Origin of the sequence: Acinetobacter sp. RG5 (assembly GCF_031844265.1) — a bacterium.
Classification (GTDB): domain Bacteria; phylum Pseudomonadota; class Gammaproteobacteria; order Pseudomonadales; family Moraxellaceae; genus Acinetobacter.
Window position 1 is genome coordinate 57,077 of record NZ_JAUZUV010000004.1, and the last position, 16,992, is coordinate 74,068.

Here is a 16,992-nt window from a genome sequence, read left to right on the forward strand (position 1 = left end):
ACTTGGTTCATTAGATTTCAGATAGTCGTAGTTCTGTTAAGTGCCGGACAAATTGGCTTTGGCTGCCTGATTTCCCTCAATTCAGCGCCATAAACCTATCAAAATATCTATATGACACGCTTGAATTTTCCTGAGTAGATTTAATCATCAGTTTAATTTTGAAATTGATATTTAAATTATTTTGCGGAAAACATGCTTTTTTCCTGATTCACCCTTGAATTTTTTGGTTTCAACATCATGTTTGCTAGCACGAGGAAAAAGAGATAATTTTGTCATCAGGCCATCATCTTGATGCTGCTCAATGAACAAAGCGATTTTGCCGAAGTGGCGCGTTTTTACTTAATTCGGTTTTTCCGATGTTTGTAATGTAAAAATACCATTTTAGCATCAACCAAAATTTCGATACTCTTATTCAAAATCAAAGACTACCTCAATCATGGAGACAATGATGAGCTTAATTAATACTGAAGTTAAACCATTTAAAGCAACTGCATTCCAAAACGGCAAATTCATTGAAGTTACTGAAGCTGACCTGAAAGGCAAATGGTCTGTTGTATTCTTCTACCCAGCTGACTTCACTTTCGTTTGCCCGACTGAACTTGGTGACCTTGCTGACAACTACGCTGAATTCCAAAAACTAGGCGTTGAAATCTACTCAGTTTCTACTGACACGCATTTCACTCACAAAGCTTGGCACGATTCTTCAGAAGAAATTAAAAAAATCCAGTATGTAATGGTTGGTGATGCAAACTGGACTCTTGCTAAAAACTTTGACGTATTAATCGAAGCTGACGGCCTTGCTGATCGTGGTACTTTCGTAATCGATCCAGAAGGTAAAATCCAAATCGTTGAAATCAACGCTGGTGGTATCGGCCGTGATGCTCAAGAACTTCTTCGTAAAGTTAAAGCAGCTCAGTACGTACATGCTCACCCAGGCGAAGTTTGCCCAGCTAAATGGAAAGAAGGCGATGCAACTCTTGCTCCTTCAATCGACCTAGTTGGTAAAATCTAATTTTAAATTTTAATTAGATTGAACTGATTCAAAAAACCACGCTTTTTAGCGTGGTTTTTTATGGTTTAAACTTTTATCTCAGCGCAATACGGGAGTTTATTTTTTTAAATTATTTTATTAGGACTTTAAATATTGCAGTCCTATTTTTTTCTTGATCCATCATATAAAAATTCAGGCATATCTTTTGCTTCGCTTTCTCATAATCCTTACCCATTCTTACAATTGAGCTATACATCTGCAGAGCCATATGGCATAAGTTCAAATGATAAGATAAGAAATATTCAGTGGAGGAACGCATATGCAAAAACTGCTTACCGTGATTTCTTGGAAATACAATCCCTCAAGCCGCCACCTGAAAATTGTATACAGTAATGGTCATACCGAGCTGTATCATCCCGTACCTGAATTTATTTATGACAACTTACTAAGACGCCAAGACAAAGCCGCATTCGTGGAAAAGTATCTCGAATATAATTTACATTTTAATAAAATTTGCATGGATTGAAGTGAATCCATTTAACGAAATCCCACCATCAGCAAACCTGCGCCTATGGGTACAATACTCATGATAAAACGTGGGTCTTGCTGAATTAAGGCAATAAACTCTTCGACTTCTGCTGCATGTGAAATGACATTATCAACTACCAGTAACCCGCCCTTTGCTTTAAGTAATCGACTCAAATGTGGCCAGTAACTGACATAAGCATCTCGTTCAGCATCTAACAGGATAAAATCAAATATTTCCTTTTCTGCCTCCAGATAAACCTGAGCATCAATTACTTTAAAATTGATTAAATCTGCAAGATCTATTTCTGTCGCATATTGCTTTGCCTGAATAACCCGTTCTGCATCAACTTCAAGTGTTGTAATCATGGCTTGAGTCTGCCGAGCCGCTTCTGCCAGCCATAGAGTGGAATAACCAGTAGAAGTCCCAATTTCCAGAATACTTTTGGATTGTTGCGCACGAATCAGCATAGATAAAAATCGGCCTGATTCTGGTTCTATATTGCGATATCGGTGCAGGCGATCTGCCTGCTTAAGATCATGCCTATGAAATTTTTCATATAATTCTTGCATGAATCTTTCAAATTCATCTGAGTTTTGCATCACTCTTCCCTGAGTCTGTTTGGCTTAAAGTGCCTGAATCAATTTAAAGCGTTCTACTTCACGATCATCGCTGATGGTAATGGTTTCAGTGAACATCGTTAAAGGACGTACCCAAATTGAATAATCCCCATAGAGACATTGATAAACCACCAGCTTTTCTTCAGTTTCACTGTGCGTGGCGACATGAAACACCTGATAAAGCTGTCCCTTATAATGTTGATAAATACCGCGTTGTAATTCCATCATTCAAGTCTCAAATATCTTGTTTTAATCTTAGCTGAAAATCCTTATTCTTGCTCTAAACTACTTGAAAATTAATCTTTTGACCCCATATAGAACTTTGAAATTAATGATGAATTTTTCAATAAATCTGAAAATCCGATCAACAAAATAAAAACAAACTGTTTTACCTATTTACGCAATTCATTTAATATCCTGTTATCAAATAAACATTTACTCCTTTGGAGACGTTAGCAATGTTAGACCAAAATACTTCAGCTCAACTTAAAACCTTATTAGAACGCCTGGAAGGCCCGATTGAACTGGTCGCGACTTTAGATGGCTCTGACAAATCAGCCAAAATCCAGGAACTGGTTGCCGAAGTGGCTGCACTGTCTGACCTGGTCACTGCACGCTTTGACGGGACCAATGCACGTGCGCCAAGTTTCGGGATTGCCAAACAAGGTGAGGAACCGCGTGTGTTCTTTGCAGGCTTGCCAATGGGCCATGAGTTCACCTCACTGATCCTGGCATTGTTGCAAACCTCAGGTTATGCACCGAAAGTTTCAGATGAAGTTCTGGCGAATATCAAGAGTCTGGGGGTTCAATCTAACTTTGACGTGTTCGTATCGTTAAGCTGCCATAACTGTCCGGATGTGGTTCAGGCACTCAACCTGATCGCCATCTATAACCCGGGCACTACAGCGACCATGATTGATGGTGCTTTCTTCCAGGAAGAAGTGGAAGAACGCAAGATCATGGCGGTGCCGATGGTATTCCAGGACAACCAGCATATTGGTCAGGGTCGTATGACACTGGAAGAAATTATCGCCAAGCTGGATAGCAATGCCGCTGCCAAAGATGCTGAAAAGCTGAATGCCAAAGAAGCCTTTGATGTCCTGGTGATTGGTGGTGGACCTGCTGGGAATACCTCTGCAATCTATGCAGCACGTAAAGGCATTAAAACCGGGATCGTGGCTGAACGCATGGGCGGTCAGGTCATGGATACCATGGACATCGAAAACTTCACGTCTGTACAAAAAACTCAAGGTCCGAAGTTTGCAGCCGAGATGGAAGCCCACGTGCGTGAATATGGTGTCGACATCATGAGCCTGCAACGTGTGTCTGATATCAAAGGGGCAGACGAAACGGCCAATGGTCTGGTGGAAGTGACTTTAGAGAATGGTGCCAAACTGGAATCTAAAACCGTGATTCTGTCGACCGGCGCACGCTGGAGAGAGATGAATGTTCCAGGTGAGCAGGAATACAAAACCCGTGGTGTGGCATACTGCCCGCACTGTGATGGCCCACTGTTCAAAGGCAAGCGTGTAGCCGTGATTGGTGGCGGTAACTCGGGTGTTGAAGCTGCGATTGATCTGGCAGGGATTGTAGAGCATGTAACTTTGGTGGAATTTGATACCAAGCTGCGTGCGGATCAGGTGTTGCAAGATAAACTGAACAGCTTGCCGAATACCACCGTGATCAAAAATGCTTTATCTACGGAAGTGGTTGGTGATGGTTCACAAGTGACTGCACTGAAATACAAAGACCGTGCTACGGATGAAGAGCATGTGGTTGAGCTGGCGGGGATCTTCGTGCAGATCGGTTTGTTGCCAAATACGGACTTCCTGAAAGAAACCCAAGTTGAGCTGACCAACCGTGGTGAGATCGTGATTAACGATCGCAATGAAACCAATGTGAAAGGTGTATTTGCTGCAGGTGACTGTACCACAGTGCCATACAAGCAGATCATCATCGCGACCGGCGAAGGTGCCAAGGCATCACTGTCTGCTTTTGATTACATCATCCGTTCTGGGCAGTAAGTTTTAGACTAGCTCAAATAAAGCCCGCTTGATGCGGGCTTTATTATGTATATTTTCAAGAGAATTAACTCTTAATTCATTGATTATTATTTGATTAATGAAAATATTTCTTACATTTTAAGAAAATCCTACTGCTTGTGTAATGAATTTTTATACTCTATTGTCTCTATGTAATTATCAGCAATTGCTTATTGCAAGCTGATGCTGCTCTACCTATGATAAAAAACCAATTGAATCATCTTTCATGATCGAAGAATAAAAAGGATAACATCCTGGGAGAAGAACAATGCAGTATCAATATCATTGTGCCTGCTGTGAAAAAGTAGTCGACTCTACAGAAAAATCATGCTCAAGCTGCGGCTCACATCATATTCGCAGCCCTTTTGGTTTTTGGGTTTTGTGTCTAGTAGCCTGCCTCGTTACAGCAATTGTGTTTAAAGTGGTGCATTTGTATGTACAGTCACAACAAGAAATTCCAGTACAACACTCTCTACTTGACGTTTTAAAAGAAGAAGATAAAAGACTTCGCTAATTTCATTCATCTCACAACAAAGACCTGTTGGTTCAAACAGGTCTTTTTATTACTCTTGAATAATTCAAATAGCTATGCGGAAAATAGCCTCATCAAATCCAGATTTGATTTACAATAGTTGTGGATTTGAATGAGAGATGTGCCATGGTTCTGTTAATTAAAAAAGGTGGATTACGCGAACGTGCCAACCGTAGCCGTAGCTATCAAGGCTCTGAAAATACTGAAACCATCTTAAAGCCTAATCGTTATCAAACGGCTGTTAAAACACCAGACAATTTAGCCTCTCCTGCCCCGACCTCACCAATATCTCCAGCATTAAATGAAGATATACCACTTAATTCATTAGAATAAGTGCGTCATACCATAACCACAATGCAAATAGCAGAAATAGTCCGCCTGAAATCATATCAATATAACTCCCCGAACGCTGGTACAAGGTTTTAATTTTTGGTTGGGAAATCAACAGCATCAATAAAGCAAAGGTGATAAAGGTCTGCAAAGGAATAATCACTGCGAGCTGTGTTTTCAAATAATCTGAAGCAGATGAACTTAAGGCCAGTGAAAATACGCTACTAAAATAGATCAGTGTTTTTGGATTAGAAAGATTGGTCCATAAGCCCAACATAAAATAGTTTTTAGCTTGCACCTGTCCATTCGTATCGTCGTCGGTCTGATGTCTATTTTTAAAGCTATGCACACCACCCTTTAACATGGCCCATCCCATCTTCGCCAGGAACATGCCACCCAAAAGCATTAAGGCGTGCTGGATCCATGGAAACTGGCCAATTAACACAGTAAAACCCGCAAGTGTCAGTACTACCCAAACCACGATACCGGCAGAGATCCCTGCAATAATTTTCAGGGCATTCTGGCGTGTGGTGGATGCAGCACTTTTGGCAATAAGTAAGATATCGGGGCCGGGACTGAGTTGAGCAACAAAATGCAGGAGACAGATCGTAAAAAGCAGAGACATTAAAATAAGGTAAATTTATAAAAATATATTATAACGTTTGTTCAAAGAGATTAGAAAGCTCCAATAAAAAACCGAATCATCAGATTCGGCTTAAATAGAATTTTTTAAATAAAACATTTATTTTGGATTGATATCTTTCATTTCAATTTTTTTCGCCTCAGGTCTCACTTCACGTGCTTCACCATCAATAATGTTGGAATCACCGCGACCTGATTGCTGATTTTGCATATCCTGCATTTGACGCATCATCTCGGCAAATGGGTTCTGGCCTTGTGCACCACCCATATCGCCCATCATGCCACCCATCATTTTTTCCATCATGAGTTGCTGACGTTTCATCATCGCTTTCATTATAGCAGCCTTAAAAACCTGCTGAACCGCTGGAATGAGCATCAATACTGCCAATACGTCGGTAATCAATCCAGGAATAAGCAGAAAGAAACCTGCCAGAATTTTAGGTAAATTTCCTGTTAATGCAGGATCTGCACTCATCTGTCCCATCTGCATTTGCTGCATTTGTGGCATTACACCGGCCGAGTATTTACGGATCAGATTCATACCAATAAAAAATGCGGCCACAAACCAGAAAAATACGTACCACATGCTCCCGACGAGGTCACCCACGCCAATCCAGACAAATACTTCTAGGATTAAGCCTGCAAGGATAATAAGAAATAATTTCATGAAAATTAATCTAATCTCAGTAAAATAAATAATAGGATGCTGGAATCAACTGCTTCATCAGGATCAAGCTTTTTTGATACGCTTATGTAACAATATGGGCATTATTCTATTTTTAAAGTGCGGGCATGTCATTAATTATTGGGATTGACCCCGGTTCTCGTTTAACCGGTTACGGAATTATCGAAAAAGACGGCTCCAAACTGACTTTTGTTGATGCCGGCACCATCAGAACAGAAACGACAGAAATGCCTGAACGTTTAAAACGGATCTTTGCCGGCGTGGAGCGCATTGTAAAATTTTATGGTCCCACTGAAGCTGCGGTAGAACAGGTCTTTATGGCACAAAATCCGGATTCTGCCTTAAAACTCGGTCAGGCCCGTGGTGCTGCTGTTGCGGCACTGGTCAATCTGGATTTGAAAGTCGCTGAATATACTGCGCGCCAGATCAAGCAGTCGGTAGTGGGTTATGGCGCTGCGGATAAAGAACAGGTGCAGATGATGGTAATGAATATTCTAAAACTCAGCATCAAACCGCAGCAGGATGCCGCCGATGCTTTAGCTGCTGCTATTTGTCATGCCCACGCCTCAGGCAGTATGAGTAAAATGGCGGTATTGAATGCGTTGGGTGGTATGGCACGCGGCCGGAGTCGCGTCAGTAGCCGTCGTCGATAAGGTTTAACGCAATATTATAAAGTCTTGAGCATCTAGCTCAGATTCCAGATACTCTTGAATAACCGCTTGTACGATTGCACGAGCAGGCCCTTTCCAACTTCGTGTAATCATTTCCTGAAGTTGGGAGTCTGTTCCAGCAATAACGGCCTCCACCTCACCTGTGCTCAAGTTCTTCACATATCCTTTCAGTCCAAGCGCCTGAGCCTGCTCGGCAAACCAGTAACGGTATCCGACTCCTTGAACTTGGCCTGAAATATTCAGTTTGATGACTGGCACACTATTCTCCTTAGCGATTCACGACCTGATAAATCGCATGTTTCATATCCTGTGCCTGCAAGCCACGTTCGCCATTTTTGGCCAGTTCATCACCTGCAAGTGCATGCAGCGTCACAATTTCATGCAAATAAATTTTTTGCGCAAATTGCGCCTTTAGACTGGCAATCATGCCGGCCAGCACATCCCCCATTCCGCCAGTGCCCATACCGGCATTCCCGGCATCACAGATGTAAAGCTTTTCTTCCAGAATCAGACTGCCTGAACCTTTTAGCACCCACTGTCCCTGATATTTTTGTTGCAGTGCATGAATGGCTGCAATCCGATCCATTTCAACTTCCGCAGTGCTACATGCCAGTAATGTGGCTGCTTCCCCAGGATGCGGAGTCGCATAAGTCTGGGAATTCAAAACTTGAGGCTGCTTGGCCAGAAACCATAAGGCATCCGCATCCAAAACAACCTCCAGATCAGATTGCTGAATCAGTTCAAACCAGATTTCGTATTGCGCTTTTGCCCAAGGATCACGACCTAACCCCATGCCAAAACACACTGCATCGACCTGCTGAATCAGTGCTTGGCGTTGCTCCTGAGTTAAGAGATTGATATCACGCAGCATGATATTCGGTGCACGTGACAAAATCGCAGTATGATGTTTTGCATCACAGATGATCGTCACTTTACCTGCTCCTGCAGCAAATGCTGCCTCTGCTGCCATGATCACTGCCCCCCCCATATCGGCATGACCACCTACAACCAAGACATGACCATAACTGCCTTTATGACCAAAGGCTTCACGCTTCGGCAATTGAATCTGATGTGATGAAAGACAAGCAATTGGTTGAAGCTCAGTATCTGTCGGGATAGCAGAAATCAGTTCGATCTTGCCCGCATATTCTATGCCTTGTCCGGTAAAAAGTCCTGCCTTAAGCCCTAAACCCGTGAAAGTGTAGTCAGCTTTAATCGCAACAGGCAAAGGCTGGCCGGTATTGGCATCCAATCCACTCGGAATATCAATTGAGATTTTTAATCCAGTTTGCTGATTGATCGTTTGAATAACATTTTGCCAGTCAAAGTCCAGCTGACGGTTCAGACCAATTCCGAATAATGCATCGATATAGACCTCACATTCAGATTGAAAATCAAAATGCGAATAAGGCTGCAAGCCAGCTTGCTGAGCTTCCTGCACAGCCGATGCTAAATCTTTGGAATTACCCAACTCAACTGCATAAATATCAACACTGAAGCCCGCCTGTTTGAGATATTTGGCCACAAGATAGCCATCGCCGGCATTATTACCCTGACCACAGCAGACCGCGATTTTTTTTATTTTTTGCTGGGAAAATAAAGTGATCAGCCGCTGACTAATCCCCCAGGCGACTTGTTGCATTAAACCGTAGGAACTATTTTGCTGTTGAAACCAGCGCTGCTCCCATGCTTGTAGATCACGGCTATGGTAAACTTGTTGCTGCATTTCTTATTCTCTGTCTTTGGTTTATGGCAACTCCCGATTCTCAAGCGCAAATTAAAGTTTATCAACAAGATCCAGCCGAGCTAAAAGCATGGATTAAAGCGCAGGCTTTAGAATTGGGTTTTTCTGATTGTGTCATTGCCAAACCAGATGCTCAAGCAGAATTAGCACGCTTACAGGAATATCTGGATCGTGGTTATCATGGTGACATGAAGTTTCTGGAAGAGAATCTGGAAAAACGTGCCAATCCCGCCTTACTGGTTCCCGGCACACATAGCATTATCTGTGTGCGTATGGATTATCTGGTCGACGCACCAGAACCACGTTATATCCCTTATGCACCCAACTCTGCCATTATCGCGCGTTATGCTCGTGGCCGGGATTATCATAAAACCATGCGGGGTCGCCTGAAAACCTTGGCGACAAAAATCCGGGAAAAAATAGGTGATTTTGAATCACGCCCATTTGCCGATTCTGCGCCCATTTTTGAAAAATCGCTGGCTGAAAGTGCCGGTATGGGCTGGACAGGCAAACATACCTTGCTGATTCATAAAACATCAGGCTCATTCTTTGTTTTGGGTGAACTGTTTACTTCACTCGAACTGCCCTTTGATGAACCTGCGACGAAACATTGTGGCTCCTGTACCGCCTGTATCGACATCTGTCCGACTCAAGCGATTGTCGAACCGTACATGCTGGATGCACGACGCTGTATCGCCTATCTGACGATCGAATATAAAGGCATTATTCCAGAAGATTTACGACGCGGAATTGGCAACCGTGTTTTTGGTTGTGATGACTGCCAACTGATTTGTCCCTGGAACAGTTTTGCCCAAGTCACCTCGATAGAGGATTTTCATCCGCGTCATGGTCTGGATCAGATGAGTTTACTGGATTTATGGCAATGGGATGAAGCTACCTTTTTAAGTGCGACTGAAGGCAGTCCGATGCGTCGTACGGGTTATCAAAGCTTTATGCGCAATATCGCCATTGGTTTGGGCAATGCACCCTTTGATGGGCAGATTATTCCGGCCCTTCAGCAACAGCGTAATCAACATGATGAAATTGTGCAGGTACATATCGATTGGGCTATTCAAGAACAACTGGCAAAATCCAGTTAATTTTCCATCTTTACCTAGCGTCACAGTTTCACTTAAAAGCCTTACACACCCATGTTTCAGACTATGGCATAAATAAAAATAGTCAGAAATGAAGTGGAGGAAAGATGATGTCATCAAAAAATCCAAATCAAGAACTGCTGGAGCAGCTTCAGCATGACCAGCAGAAGCAACAACAGCAGCAGCCGCAACATGGCCCGATTAATTCCCCAAAAAACAATCAGCATGAACAGGATCAGCGCGTGTTTAACAAGCAGCACCGTAGTGATCTGCATGGCCAGGATATTCATGGAAATCACAGTAATAAATAATCTGGCAACTGAAAAAACAAAGCTCACCTCGTGTGGGCTTTGTCATTTATATAAGGTCATATTTTGCTAATGAAGCAAAAGCTTATTTTTATTAAGATGAACCGAATGATAAATAAGCACAGATAGGGAAAGAGATGAACAGTAGTGATGCGGTACGTAATGATTGGTCACGTGAAGAAATACAAGCTCTATATCAACAGCCTTTAATCGATTTAGTGTTCCAGGCGCAACAGGTTTATCGTGAACATTTCACTGCGAATACCGTTCAGGTGAGCACCCTGCTTTCGATTAAAACCGGTAAATGTCCTGAAGACTGTAAATACTGTTCACAATCAGCGCATTATGATTCCAAACTGGAAGCTGAAAAACGCATTGCAGTCGATAAAGTGATTCAGGAAGCCAAACAGGCGCTGGCATCAGGCAGTTCACGCTTTTGTATGGGGGCTGCATGGCGCAACCCGCATGAACGCGATATGCCTTATGTGCTGGAAATGGTACGTGAAGTTAAAGCACTCGGTCTGGAAACCTGCATGACACTGGGGATGCTAAATGGATCACAGGCTGAACGCTTGAAAGATGCAGGACTGGATTATTACAACCATAATCTGGACACTTCTCGTGAATACTATTCACATATCATCAGCACGCGTAGCTTTGATGATCGTCTGGATACTCTGGATCATGTGCGTCAAGCTGGTATGAAAGTCTGTAGTGGCGGTATTGTGGGTCTGGGCGAAAGTCGTGATGACCGGATTGGTTTGTTATATGAGCTTGCAACTCTGGCAATCCATCCTGAATCTGTGCCAATTAATATGTTGGTGCCGATTGAAGGCACACCGATGGCAGATGTAGAAAAACTGGATGTGATTGAATGGATTCGTACCATTGCCGTAGCCCGCTTGTTGATGCCTAAAAGCTATATTCGCCTTTCTGCAGGGCGTGAATCCTTAAGCGATTCGGATCAGGCTTTGGCATTTATGGCTGGTGCCAATTCTATTTTCTCTGGTGAAAAACTGCTGACGACCCCTAATACATCCCAAGGTCGAGATCAGCAACTTTTTGCAAAATTAGGTTTAGTTGCAGAACAGCCAAAACCAAGTGTTCGCAGTCTGGCTACAGATGCAATGGCAAGCTAATCACTGTTTAAGTTGATGAACTCGCAGAAAAGTTATGTGCAGTAATTAAAATGCCATAACGGGCATTCAGATAATCTCCGACTCGGATTTGATCTACTCCATTGGCATGATGCACCATCAGCGCTTGCGTGACTGCATCATAGCTAAAGGAGTCATAACTATCTTGATGCAGGCTGAGCCAGTGCAGCGTATCTGCCAGGTTGCTGTCGACGATATAGGTATCTGCATGAAAATCTTTACTCATATGCCTGTTCATCGTGATGAAATTTCCCTTTAATTTTAACGGAAATTAGCCCATAACAAGCATAAAAAAGTGAGCCATTGCTCACTTTTCTTGCAAAAACTTTAGTCCTTATTCGTACCGCACTTACGACACTCCCTGTGTTCCCCGATTTCTTGCATTTGCTCATATTCATAAATATGCAAACAAAACAATTTTCTTAAAAGCTGAAGCATCATTGAAACTCCTGTTTAATCATTTTTTTAATACGCTTCTTAAGATATTCCGTCCTGAAACATCATGATTTTTGACTAAAAAATCATCTCATATTAATTAGCATAATTTTTTCAGTTGTAAAATGCATTTCATCTACTTTTCAATTTTTTTTGCAGATATTCTTTGAACTACATCACAATTATTTCATAAATATGAACTTTTTTTTTGATTAAAGAGGATGTTTATGGAATTTAGATAACAAAAGTAATATCTGAGGGAGATGCTTTTTTATTAAGCTGGTAACGAAGAATCTTTATTGAAAGGCAAACTAGAAAAGTTCATTATCAGTGGAGGCAACCCATTTTAAGTCCTTCGAGATAAGAACGACGATCAATTAAGTGAATTGCTTACTTCAGATTTCATAATATCCAAAAACAAAAAACCCCTTATGATTAATGCACGTAAGGGGTTATTTTATATGGTGGGCCCAGACAGACTTGAACTGTCGACCAACGGATTATGAGTCCGCTGCTCTAACCAACTGAGCTATAGGCCCTATATGCTGAAAACTTTATTTATCAATAAGTTCAGGCGTCATGAATACTAGCTAAGATTTTTTGGAAAGACAAGTGCTTTTATAACTGCTTGAACATTTAGGCAGCAATCATAAGCGACTAGTCTTAGCCAAAATTTCAGTTACTTAAGACTTCAGTATAGGAGGCGTATAGAAAAATGAGATACATGCTGCATCATTTAAGACAAATGAGCCTGTCATCTTGAATTTAATCCGGTCTACTAAGGGTAAAACTGATAGATTTAAGGTCTTAGTATATCTATAAGGTATTAAAATTCTTTATTGCTCAGGCAGCACTGTTAAAGGAATAGCCTTGAGCTCAAGAAGATAGAATGACTAGAATTCAGACTTCATTTCTTCGTCTTTATGTAAATCCCGCTTAATTTCGATCAAAGACCATACAATTATAAGCGCAAAAATCAATAAGGAGACTACGAAGGCTGTCATGTACGTCATACTTTTCAATCTCAGAGTAGAAAGAATAAGAAAATAGAAAAGACCTGTATCAGTCTTCTTCTTCGACAAAAGTCTAATAACTAAAGTGTGCTCTGGATAGTCATTTTTTCATCATTTTAAGACTTTTTTTGTATCTACTAATATTTTTAAGATATTAATATTATTTTATTTATATATATTAACTCTTAATCTTGCAGCTTAAAAAGATGAATAAATCATAGATTTTTACATTATTCGCTGATTTTATTGGAAAGCCTATTGACTGTATGGGCGAACAAGATGAAATTATGCAGTTCTCTACATACAGCTTTTACTTATCTGTGCTTATGCTAAATAAATTCCTTGGCGAATCTGCATTTAAACTTGCAGGTTGGCAATATCATGTCGAACCAGATGTGCTTGAAGATAAACAGGTTATTATTGGATTTGAACATACCTCAATGATGGATGCGGTACTGTCAATTGCTCTGTTCCAGATTTACGACCTCAAGGTTCATACCTTAATCAAAAAAGAATTATTTAAAGGACCTTTCAAACCGCTATTAAACGCTGTTGGTGGTATTCCGGTTGACCGCAAGGCCAGTAAAGATATCGTGACCCAGATGGTGGAACATTTTCAGAACAATGAAAAGTTCAATCTGGTCATTGCTCCCGAAGCGACACGAGCCAAACAGGGTGAAGCACGCAAACCGATCCGTACCGGTTTCTGGCATATTGCCAAGGCTGCCAATGTACCGATCGTGTTGTTATACGCCAATTCCAGAACCAAGCAAGGTGGCATTCTTGGCAAGATCTATCCGACAGACCTTGCGCATGACCTGGCTTTGATCAAACAACTGTATAAAGATAAGGTTGGTCTGGATATCGTTATACCAGAGTAAGCTTTTTAAAAGAAAAGCACGGACATAATCAGCGATTTTGCTTTTTATGTCCAAGTCATCTGTCTATATCAATGTATAAATAGAATTATAAATCTCCCTATCCTCTTTCTATTTTTCCTCGATATTGCACTTTTTTTGTTTTTATCCTGAAATCTCAAATCCAGGCACTTTTTTTTAAAAAAACGCTTATGGTAGAATTTCGGCATTCTGATAGGCATACAGCCAATCTACAAGGAGCATAGTTCGCATGGCGGGTCATTCCAAGTGGGCCAATATTAAGCATCGCAAAGCAAAACAAGATGCGAGTCGTGGTAAAGTTTTTACCAAATACATTCGTGAATTAACCACTGCTGCAAAGCTTGGTGGTCCAGATACTGCAAGCAACCCTCGTCTACGTGCTGTGGTTGAAAAAGCATTATCAGTGAATATGACACGTGACGTGATCAACCGTGCCATTCAACGTGGTGCTGGTGGCGAAGATAACGACGACCTGAAAGAAGTGACCTACGAAGGTTATGGTGTAGGTGGTGTTGCGGTTATTGTTGAAACCATGACTGACAACTTGAACCGTACTGTGCCTGACGTACGTCATTGCTTCTCTAAAACTGATGGTAACCTAGGCACTAACGGTTCGGTGGCATTCCTGTTCACGAAACGTGGCGAGATTACTTTTGAAGATGTTTCTTTGGAAGATCAAATCATGGAAGTGGCATTAGAAGCAGGTGCGGAAGACATCGAAGTCACTGAAGATGAAATCCTGGTGATTACTACACCTGAAGCTTTCGGTGATGTTCAAGATGCTTTAACTGCTGCAGGTTTAAAATCTGACAATGCTGAAGTGGTGATGAGTCCTTCAACCAAAGCAGAAATCACCGACATCGATCAAGCGAAAAAAATCATGAAAATGATTGATATGCTTGAAGATCTGGATGATGTACAGAACGTATATACCAACGTTGAATTCTCAGATGCTGTTTTAGCAGAACTTGATGCTTAACTGTCACTGATTCAAAAAACGCACCTTAGGGTGCGTTTTTTTGTGGCTGTCGACCACCCTAGCTTTGATTAAACTTTATTGAGTAATCCGCTACAGTTAAAGACATTATATTCTTTAATGACAAAGCTGGAATGCAGTGCCACCACATGCTCAATTTTTCCAATCCGCTTAAGCAGGATTTCACTATAATTTTCCATATCTCTTGCCACGACTTCAACAATAAAGTCTGCCGACTGACCGGTGACCAAAAAGGCATTAATTACTTCGGGAATACTTTCCAGTTCTTCCAGAAATTTGGCAAAAGTATCGCTATCATGTTTGCTTAAGGATACCTGCAACAGCACATGCAGACTGAAACCTAATTTTTGGTAATTGATTTCACGTTTTAAGCCACTGATAATATTATGATCGATTAAGTGTTTGATCCTACGATGCACCGAACTGACAGATAAATTCACCCGCTCGGACAGTTCATTCAGATTGACATCTTCATGGGTCAATATTTCTAGAATATGTTTATCGAAACGATCCAGTTCCATTTTTATACTCTTATATCAATAATCAATAGATGCAGAAAATTTTGCGCCATCTCTGTTATACAATATTTATTTATTTTTCACAAAATTTTCATATTCTGAAATTTTTTCCCAAATGGGATTTCATTTTATAAATACGGTTTTCAGGAGGGTTTAAATGACCGTTAATCGCATAAATTAAAAACATGACCAATGGTATTTTTGATTAAATCTTTATTTTTAAATTATTTAAATTGGGTAAACATGGCAACAGATAGGCTATTCCTGTCAGCCCCTACACGACTTAACCGTCCATCTTTTACAAGTGTATAGAAATAGATTAAAACAAAGGCGCTTTAAAAACAAAAATAGCGCATTTCAAAAATATTACACAAGGAACGGTCATGGCTTCTAAACTTTTAAGCTTGATAAAAACAAAAGTGAGTCCTGTTTTAACCGTCGAAACCCAAAACGAAGAGCTTATTGGGCGGCTTATTCGGTGGAACGACATCAGGTACCCTCACCAATCTTATTGGCAATCTCACCGGATCCAATACTCAACCTTCAGTCAGCTCATTATTAAATAATCTCCTTTCTGGAAGCAGCCTGAGTACGACAAATCTCAGCAATTTATTAACTCAATTTTCTGGTTCGAATGCCTCAAGTTTAAATATTCAAAGCCTGATCAGTAGCTTAACCCAAACCAATGGTGGTAGCTTTAATATTACCCAGGTCACCAACTTATTAAAGAGCTTAATGGGGAGCAATAGCAGCAGCCTGGATCTTGAGGCTATTTCTCAACTGGTAGGCGGCTTATTGGGCGGCAGTACGGGCAATATTGATATTGGTAAAATTTCTGAACTGGTCGGTGGCCTGATCGGCGGTTCAAGCAATATTGATATCAGTGCGATTGCTAGTCTAGTCGGCAACCTGATTGGCGGGAATGGCGAGATTGATATCGCGCAAATCGCTCAGCTTGTTGGTGGCCTGATTGGCGGTAATGGTGAGATTGATATCGCGCAAATCGCTCAGCTTGTTGGTGGCCTGATTGGCGGTAATGGTGAGATTGATATCGCGCAAATTGCTGAATTGATCGGTGGTTCTGGCGGATTGGGCGGTGTAGATATTGGTGCAATCGCAGGTCTGGTCAGCAACCTGATCGGTGGCAATGGCGAGATTGATATTGCACAAATCGCTCAGTTGGTTAGCGGCCTGATCGGTGGTTCTGGCGGTTTAGGTGATATAGATATTGGAGCAATTGCAGGTCTGGTGGGGGGGTTAATTGGTGGCAATGCAGGCAGTGATTTTGATCTTGGTGCTATTACCGATTTAATTAGCGGCTTTGTAGGCGGAAATGCAACGGGTGGTTTTGATGTCGGTGGCTTCACTGACTTACTGAGCGGTCTAATCGCGAATGGTTCAAATGGCATAGACTTAGGTGGGTTATTGGGTAATCTGAATCTCGGTAGCGATCTGGATTTGGGTGGTATGATCGAAGGTATTTCTTCTGCTTCAAACGGCTTTGACTTAGGCAGTATTGCCGAAGGTGTTGGTCTGTTGGTGGGTAATGGCTCTTCGATTGAATTGCCTGACCTCGGTGATCTTGTCCAAGGTGTGGGTACGACTGATTCCAATATTGACCTGTCTGCTCTCCTGCCGGGCATTAAAGATACGATTCAGAATATTGGCAGTGGCGGTTCTTCATCCGGATTTGATTTTGGTTCACTCCTCAATAATTTTACTAAAAATATTGATATCGACCAGACTAATCCTTGGGGTTAATCATAATCTCATCAAAAAAACGCG

At 41.5% G+C, this 16,992-nt stretch carries 19 protein-coding genes, 1 tRNA gene and 1 pseudogene; 12 read left to right on the forward strand and 9 right to left on the reverse strand.

Annotation, left to right across the window (positions count from 1 at the left end; translation table 11 throughout):
* Positions 1–448 precede the first annotated feature (448 nt).
* A complete protein-coding gene (gene ahpC / locus Q9R21_RS05790) occupies positions 449–1,012 on the forward strand; it encodes an alkyl hydroperoxide reductase subunit C (protein ID WP_004278916.1) in 564 nt (187 codons plus the stop codon).
* A gap of 298 nt (positions 1,013–1,310) precedes the next feature.
* Positions 1,311–1,517, forward strand: coding sequence for a KTSC domain-containing protein (locus Q9R21_RS05795; RefSeq protein ID WP_004278917.1), 207 nt, complete (start codon positions 1,311–1,313; stop codon positions 1,515–1,517).
* Between the two features lie 11 nt (positions 1,518–1,528).
* Here Q9R21_RS05795 and Q9R21_RS05800 read toward each other — a convergent pair whose 3' ends face one another.
* A complete protein-coding gene (locus Q9R21_RS05800; protein WP_253100690.1) occupies positions 1,529–2,119 on the reverse strand; it encodes an O-methyltransferase in 591 nt (196 codons plus the stop codon).
* A gap of 24 nt (positions 2,120–2,143) precedes the next feature.
* On the reverse strand, positions 2,144–2,362 hold the full coding sequence (locus Q9R21_RS05805; RefSeq protein ID WP_311203981.1) for a DUF1653 domain-containing protein: 219 nt from the start codon (positions 2,360–2,362) through the stop codon (positions 2,144–2,146).
* Between the two features lie 233 nt (positions 2,363–2,595).
* On the opposite strand from Q9R21_RS05805, the gene ahpF reads away from it, so the two are divergent.
* The 3 genes from ahpF to Q9R21_RS05820 all read left to right on the forward strand — a co-directional run bounded on the left by ahpF (position 2,596) and on the right by Q9R21_RS05820 (position 5,044).
* On the forward strand, positions 2,596–4,161 hold the full coding sequence (ahpF, locus tag Q9R21_RS05810; RefSeq protein WP_311203895.1) for an alkyl hydroperoxide reductase subunit F: 1,566 nt from the start codon (positions 2,596–2,598) through the stop codon (positions 4,159–4,161).
* Between the two features lie 286 nt (positions 4,162–4,447).
* Complete coding sequence (locus tag Q9R21_RS05815) at positions 4,448–4,693, forward strand: hypothetical protein (RefSeq protein WP_243474588.1); 246 nt, start codon at positions 4,448–4,450, stop codon at positions 4,691–4,693.
* Positions 4,694–4,837: 144 nt separating this feature from the next.
* Positions 4,838–5,044 (forward strand): hypothetical protein, encoded by a 207-nt coding sequence (locus Q9R21_RS05820; RefSeq protein WP_311203896.1) that lies wholly within the window; start codon positions 4,838–4,840, stop codon positions 5,042–5,044.
* Here Q9R21_RS05820 and Q9R21_RS05825 read toward each other — a convergent pair.
* The gene (locus Q9R21_RS05825; protein ID WP_311203897.1) at positions 5,028–5,666 is read right to left on the reverse strand and encodes a LysE family transporter; all 639 of its coding nucleotides are present in this window, start codon (positions 5,664–5,666) and stop codon (positions 5,028–5,030) included. The two genes, Q9R21_RS05820 and Q9R21_RS05825, sit on opposite strands and share 17 nt — an antisense overlap.
* A 117-nt stretch (positions 5,667–5,783) precedes the next feature.
* Positions 5,784–6,350 carry an FxsA family protein gene (locus Q9R21_RS05830; RefSeq protein ID WP_005247360.1) on the reverse strand — a complete coding sequence of 189 codons (567 nt, stop codon included), beginning with the start codon at positions 6,348–6,350 and terminating at the stop codon, positions 5,784–5,786.
* Positions 6,351–6,475: 125 nt separating this feature from the next.
* On the opposite strand from Q9R21_RS05830, the gene ruvC reads away from it, so the two are divergent.
* The gene (ruvC, locus tag Q9R21_RS05835; RefSeq protein ID WP_004278925.1) at positions 6,476–7,021 is read left to right on the forward strand and encodes a crossover junction endodeoxyribonuclease RuvC; all 546 of its coding nucleotides are present in this window, start codon (positions 6,476–6,478) and stop codon (positions 7,019–7,021) included.
* A gap of 3 nt (positions 7,022–7,024) precedes the next feature.
* Here the strand turns inward: ruvC and Q9R21_RS05840 are convergent, their stop codons facing one another.
* Positions 7,025–7,297, reverse strand: a complete 273-nt coding sequence (locus Q9R21_RS05840; protein WP_004278926.1) for an acylphosphatase — start codon at positions 7,295–7,297, stop codon at positions 7,025–7,027.
* Between the two features lie 10 nt (positions 7,298–7,307).
* The gene (locus tag Q9R21_RS05845) at positions 7,308–8,765 is read right to left on the reverse strand and encodes an NAD(P)H-hydrate dehydratase (protein ID WP_311203898.1); all 1,458 of its coding nucleotides are present in this window, start codon (positions 8,763–8,765) and stop codon (positions 7,308–7,310) included.
* Between the two features lie 23 nt (positions 8,766–8,788).
* Here Q9R21_RS05845 and queG point away from each other — a divergent pair, with 23 nt between their 5' ends.
* The 3 genes from queG (at position 8,789) to bioB (ending at position 11,327) form a co-directional block, all read left to right on the forward strand.
* Positions 8,789–9,883: a tRNA epoxyqueuosine(34) reductase QueG gene (queG, locus tag Q9R21_RS05850; protein WP_311203899.1), complete on the forward strand. Its 1,095-nt coding sequence runs from the start codon at positions 8,789–8,791 to the stop codon at positions 9,881–9,883.
* A gap of 104 nt (positions 9,884–9,987) precedes the next feature.
* Complete coding sequence (locus Q9R21_RS05855; protein WP_004278929.1) at positions 9,988–10,191, forward strand: hypothetical protein; 204 nt, start codon at positions 9,988–9,990, stop codon at positions 10,189–10,191.
* A 134-nt stretch (positions 10,192–10,325) separates the two neighbouring features.
* Positions 10,326–11,327: a biotin synthase BioB gene (gene bioB / locus Q9R21_RS05860; protein WP_311203900.1), complete on the forward strand. Its 1,002-nt coding sequence runs from the start codon at positions 10,326–10,328 to the stop codon at positions 11,325–11,327.
* Between the two features lie 7 nt (positions 11,328–11,334).
* Here the strand turns inward: bioB and Q9R21_RS05865 are convergent, their stop codons facing one another.
* Together Q9R21_RS05865 and Q9R21_RS05870 are read right to left on the reverse strand one after the other, a co-directional pair.
* Positions 11,335–11,571: a hypothetical protein gene (locus Q9R21_RS05865; RefSeq protein ID WP_034438286.1), complete on the reverse strand. Its 237-nt coding sequence runs from the start codon at positions 11,569–11,571 to the stop codon at positions 11,335–11,337.
* Between the two features lie 671 nt (positions 11,572–12,242).
* Positions 12,243–12,319 (reverse strand) — tRNA-Ile (locus Q9R21_RS05870).
* An 800-nt stretch (positions 12,320–13,119) separates the two neighbouring features.
* On the opposite strand from Q9R21_RS05870, the gene Q9R21_RS05875 reads away from it, so the two are divergent.
* On the forward strand, positions 13,120–13,674 hold the full coding sequence (locus tag Q9R21_RS05875; protein WP_026056524.1) for a 1-acyl-sn-glycerol-3-phosphate acyltransferase: 555 nt from the start codon (positions 13,120–13,122) through the stop codon (positions 13,672–13,674).
* A 247-nt stretch (positions 13,675–13,921) separates the two neighbouring features.
* The gene (locus Q9R21_RS05880; RefSeq protein WP_004731522.1) at positions 13,922–14,671 is read left to right on the forward strand and encodes a YebC/PmpR family DNA-binding transcriptional regulator; all 750 of its coding nucleotides are present in this window, start codon (positions 13,922–13,924) and stop codon (positions 14,669–14,671) included.
* 68 nt (positions 14,672–14,739) lie between these two features.
* Here Q9R21_RS05880 and Q9R21_RS05885 read toward each other — a convergent pair whose 3' ends face one another.
* Positions 14,740–15,210 carry an Lrp/AsnC family transcriptional regulator gene (locus tag Q9R21_RS05885; RefSeq protein WP_004645518.1) on the reverse strand — a complete coding sequence of 157 codons (471 nt, stop codon included), beginning with the start codon at positions 15,208–15,210 and terminating at the stop codon, positions 14,740–14,742.
* Positions 15,211–15,590: 380 nt separating this feature from the next.
* Between Q9R21_RS05885 and Q9R21_RS05890 the strand changes: the two are divergent.
* Positions 15,591–16,968: pseudogene (locus Q9R21_RS05890) on the forward strand (hypothetical protein).
* Positions 16,969–16,992 lie beyond the last annotated feature (24 nt).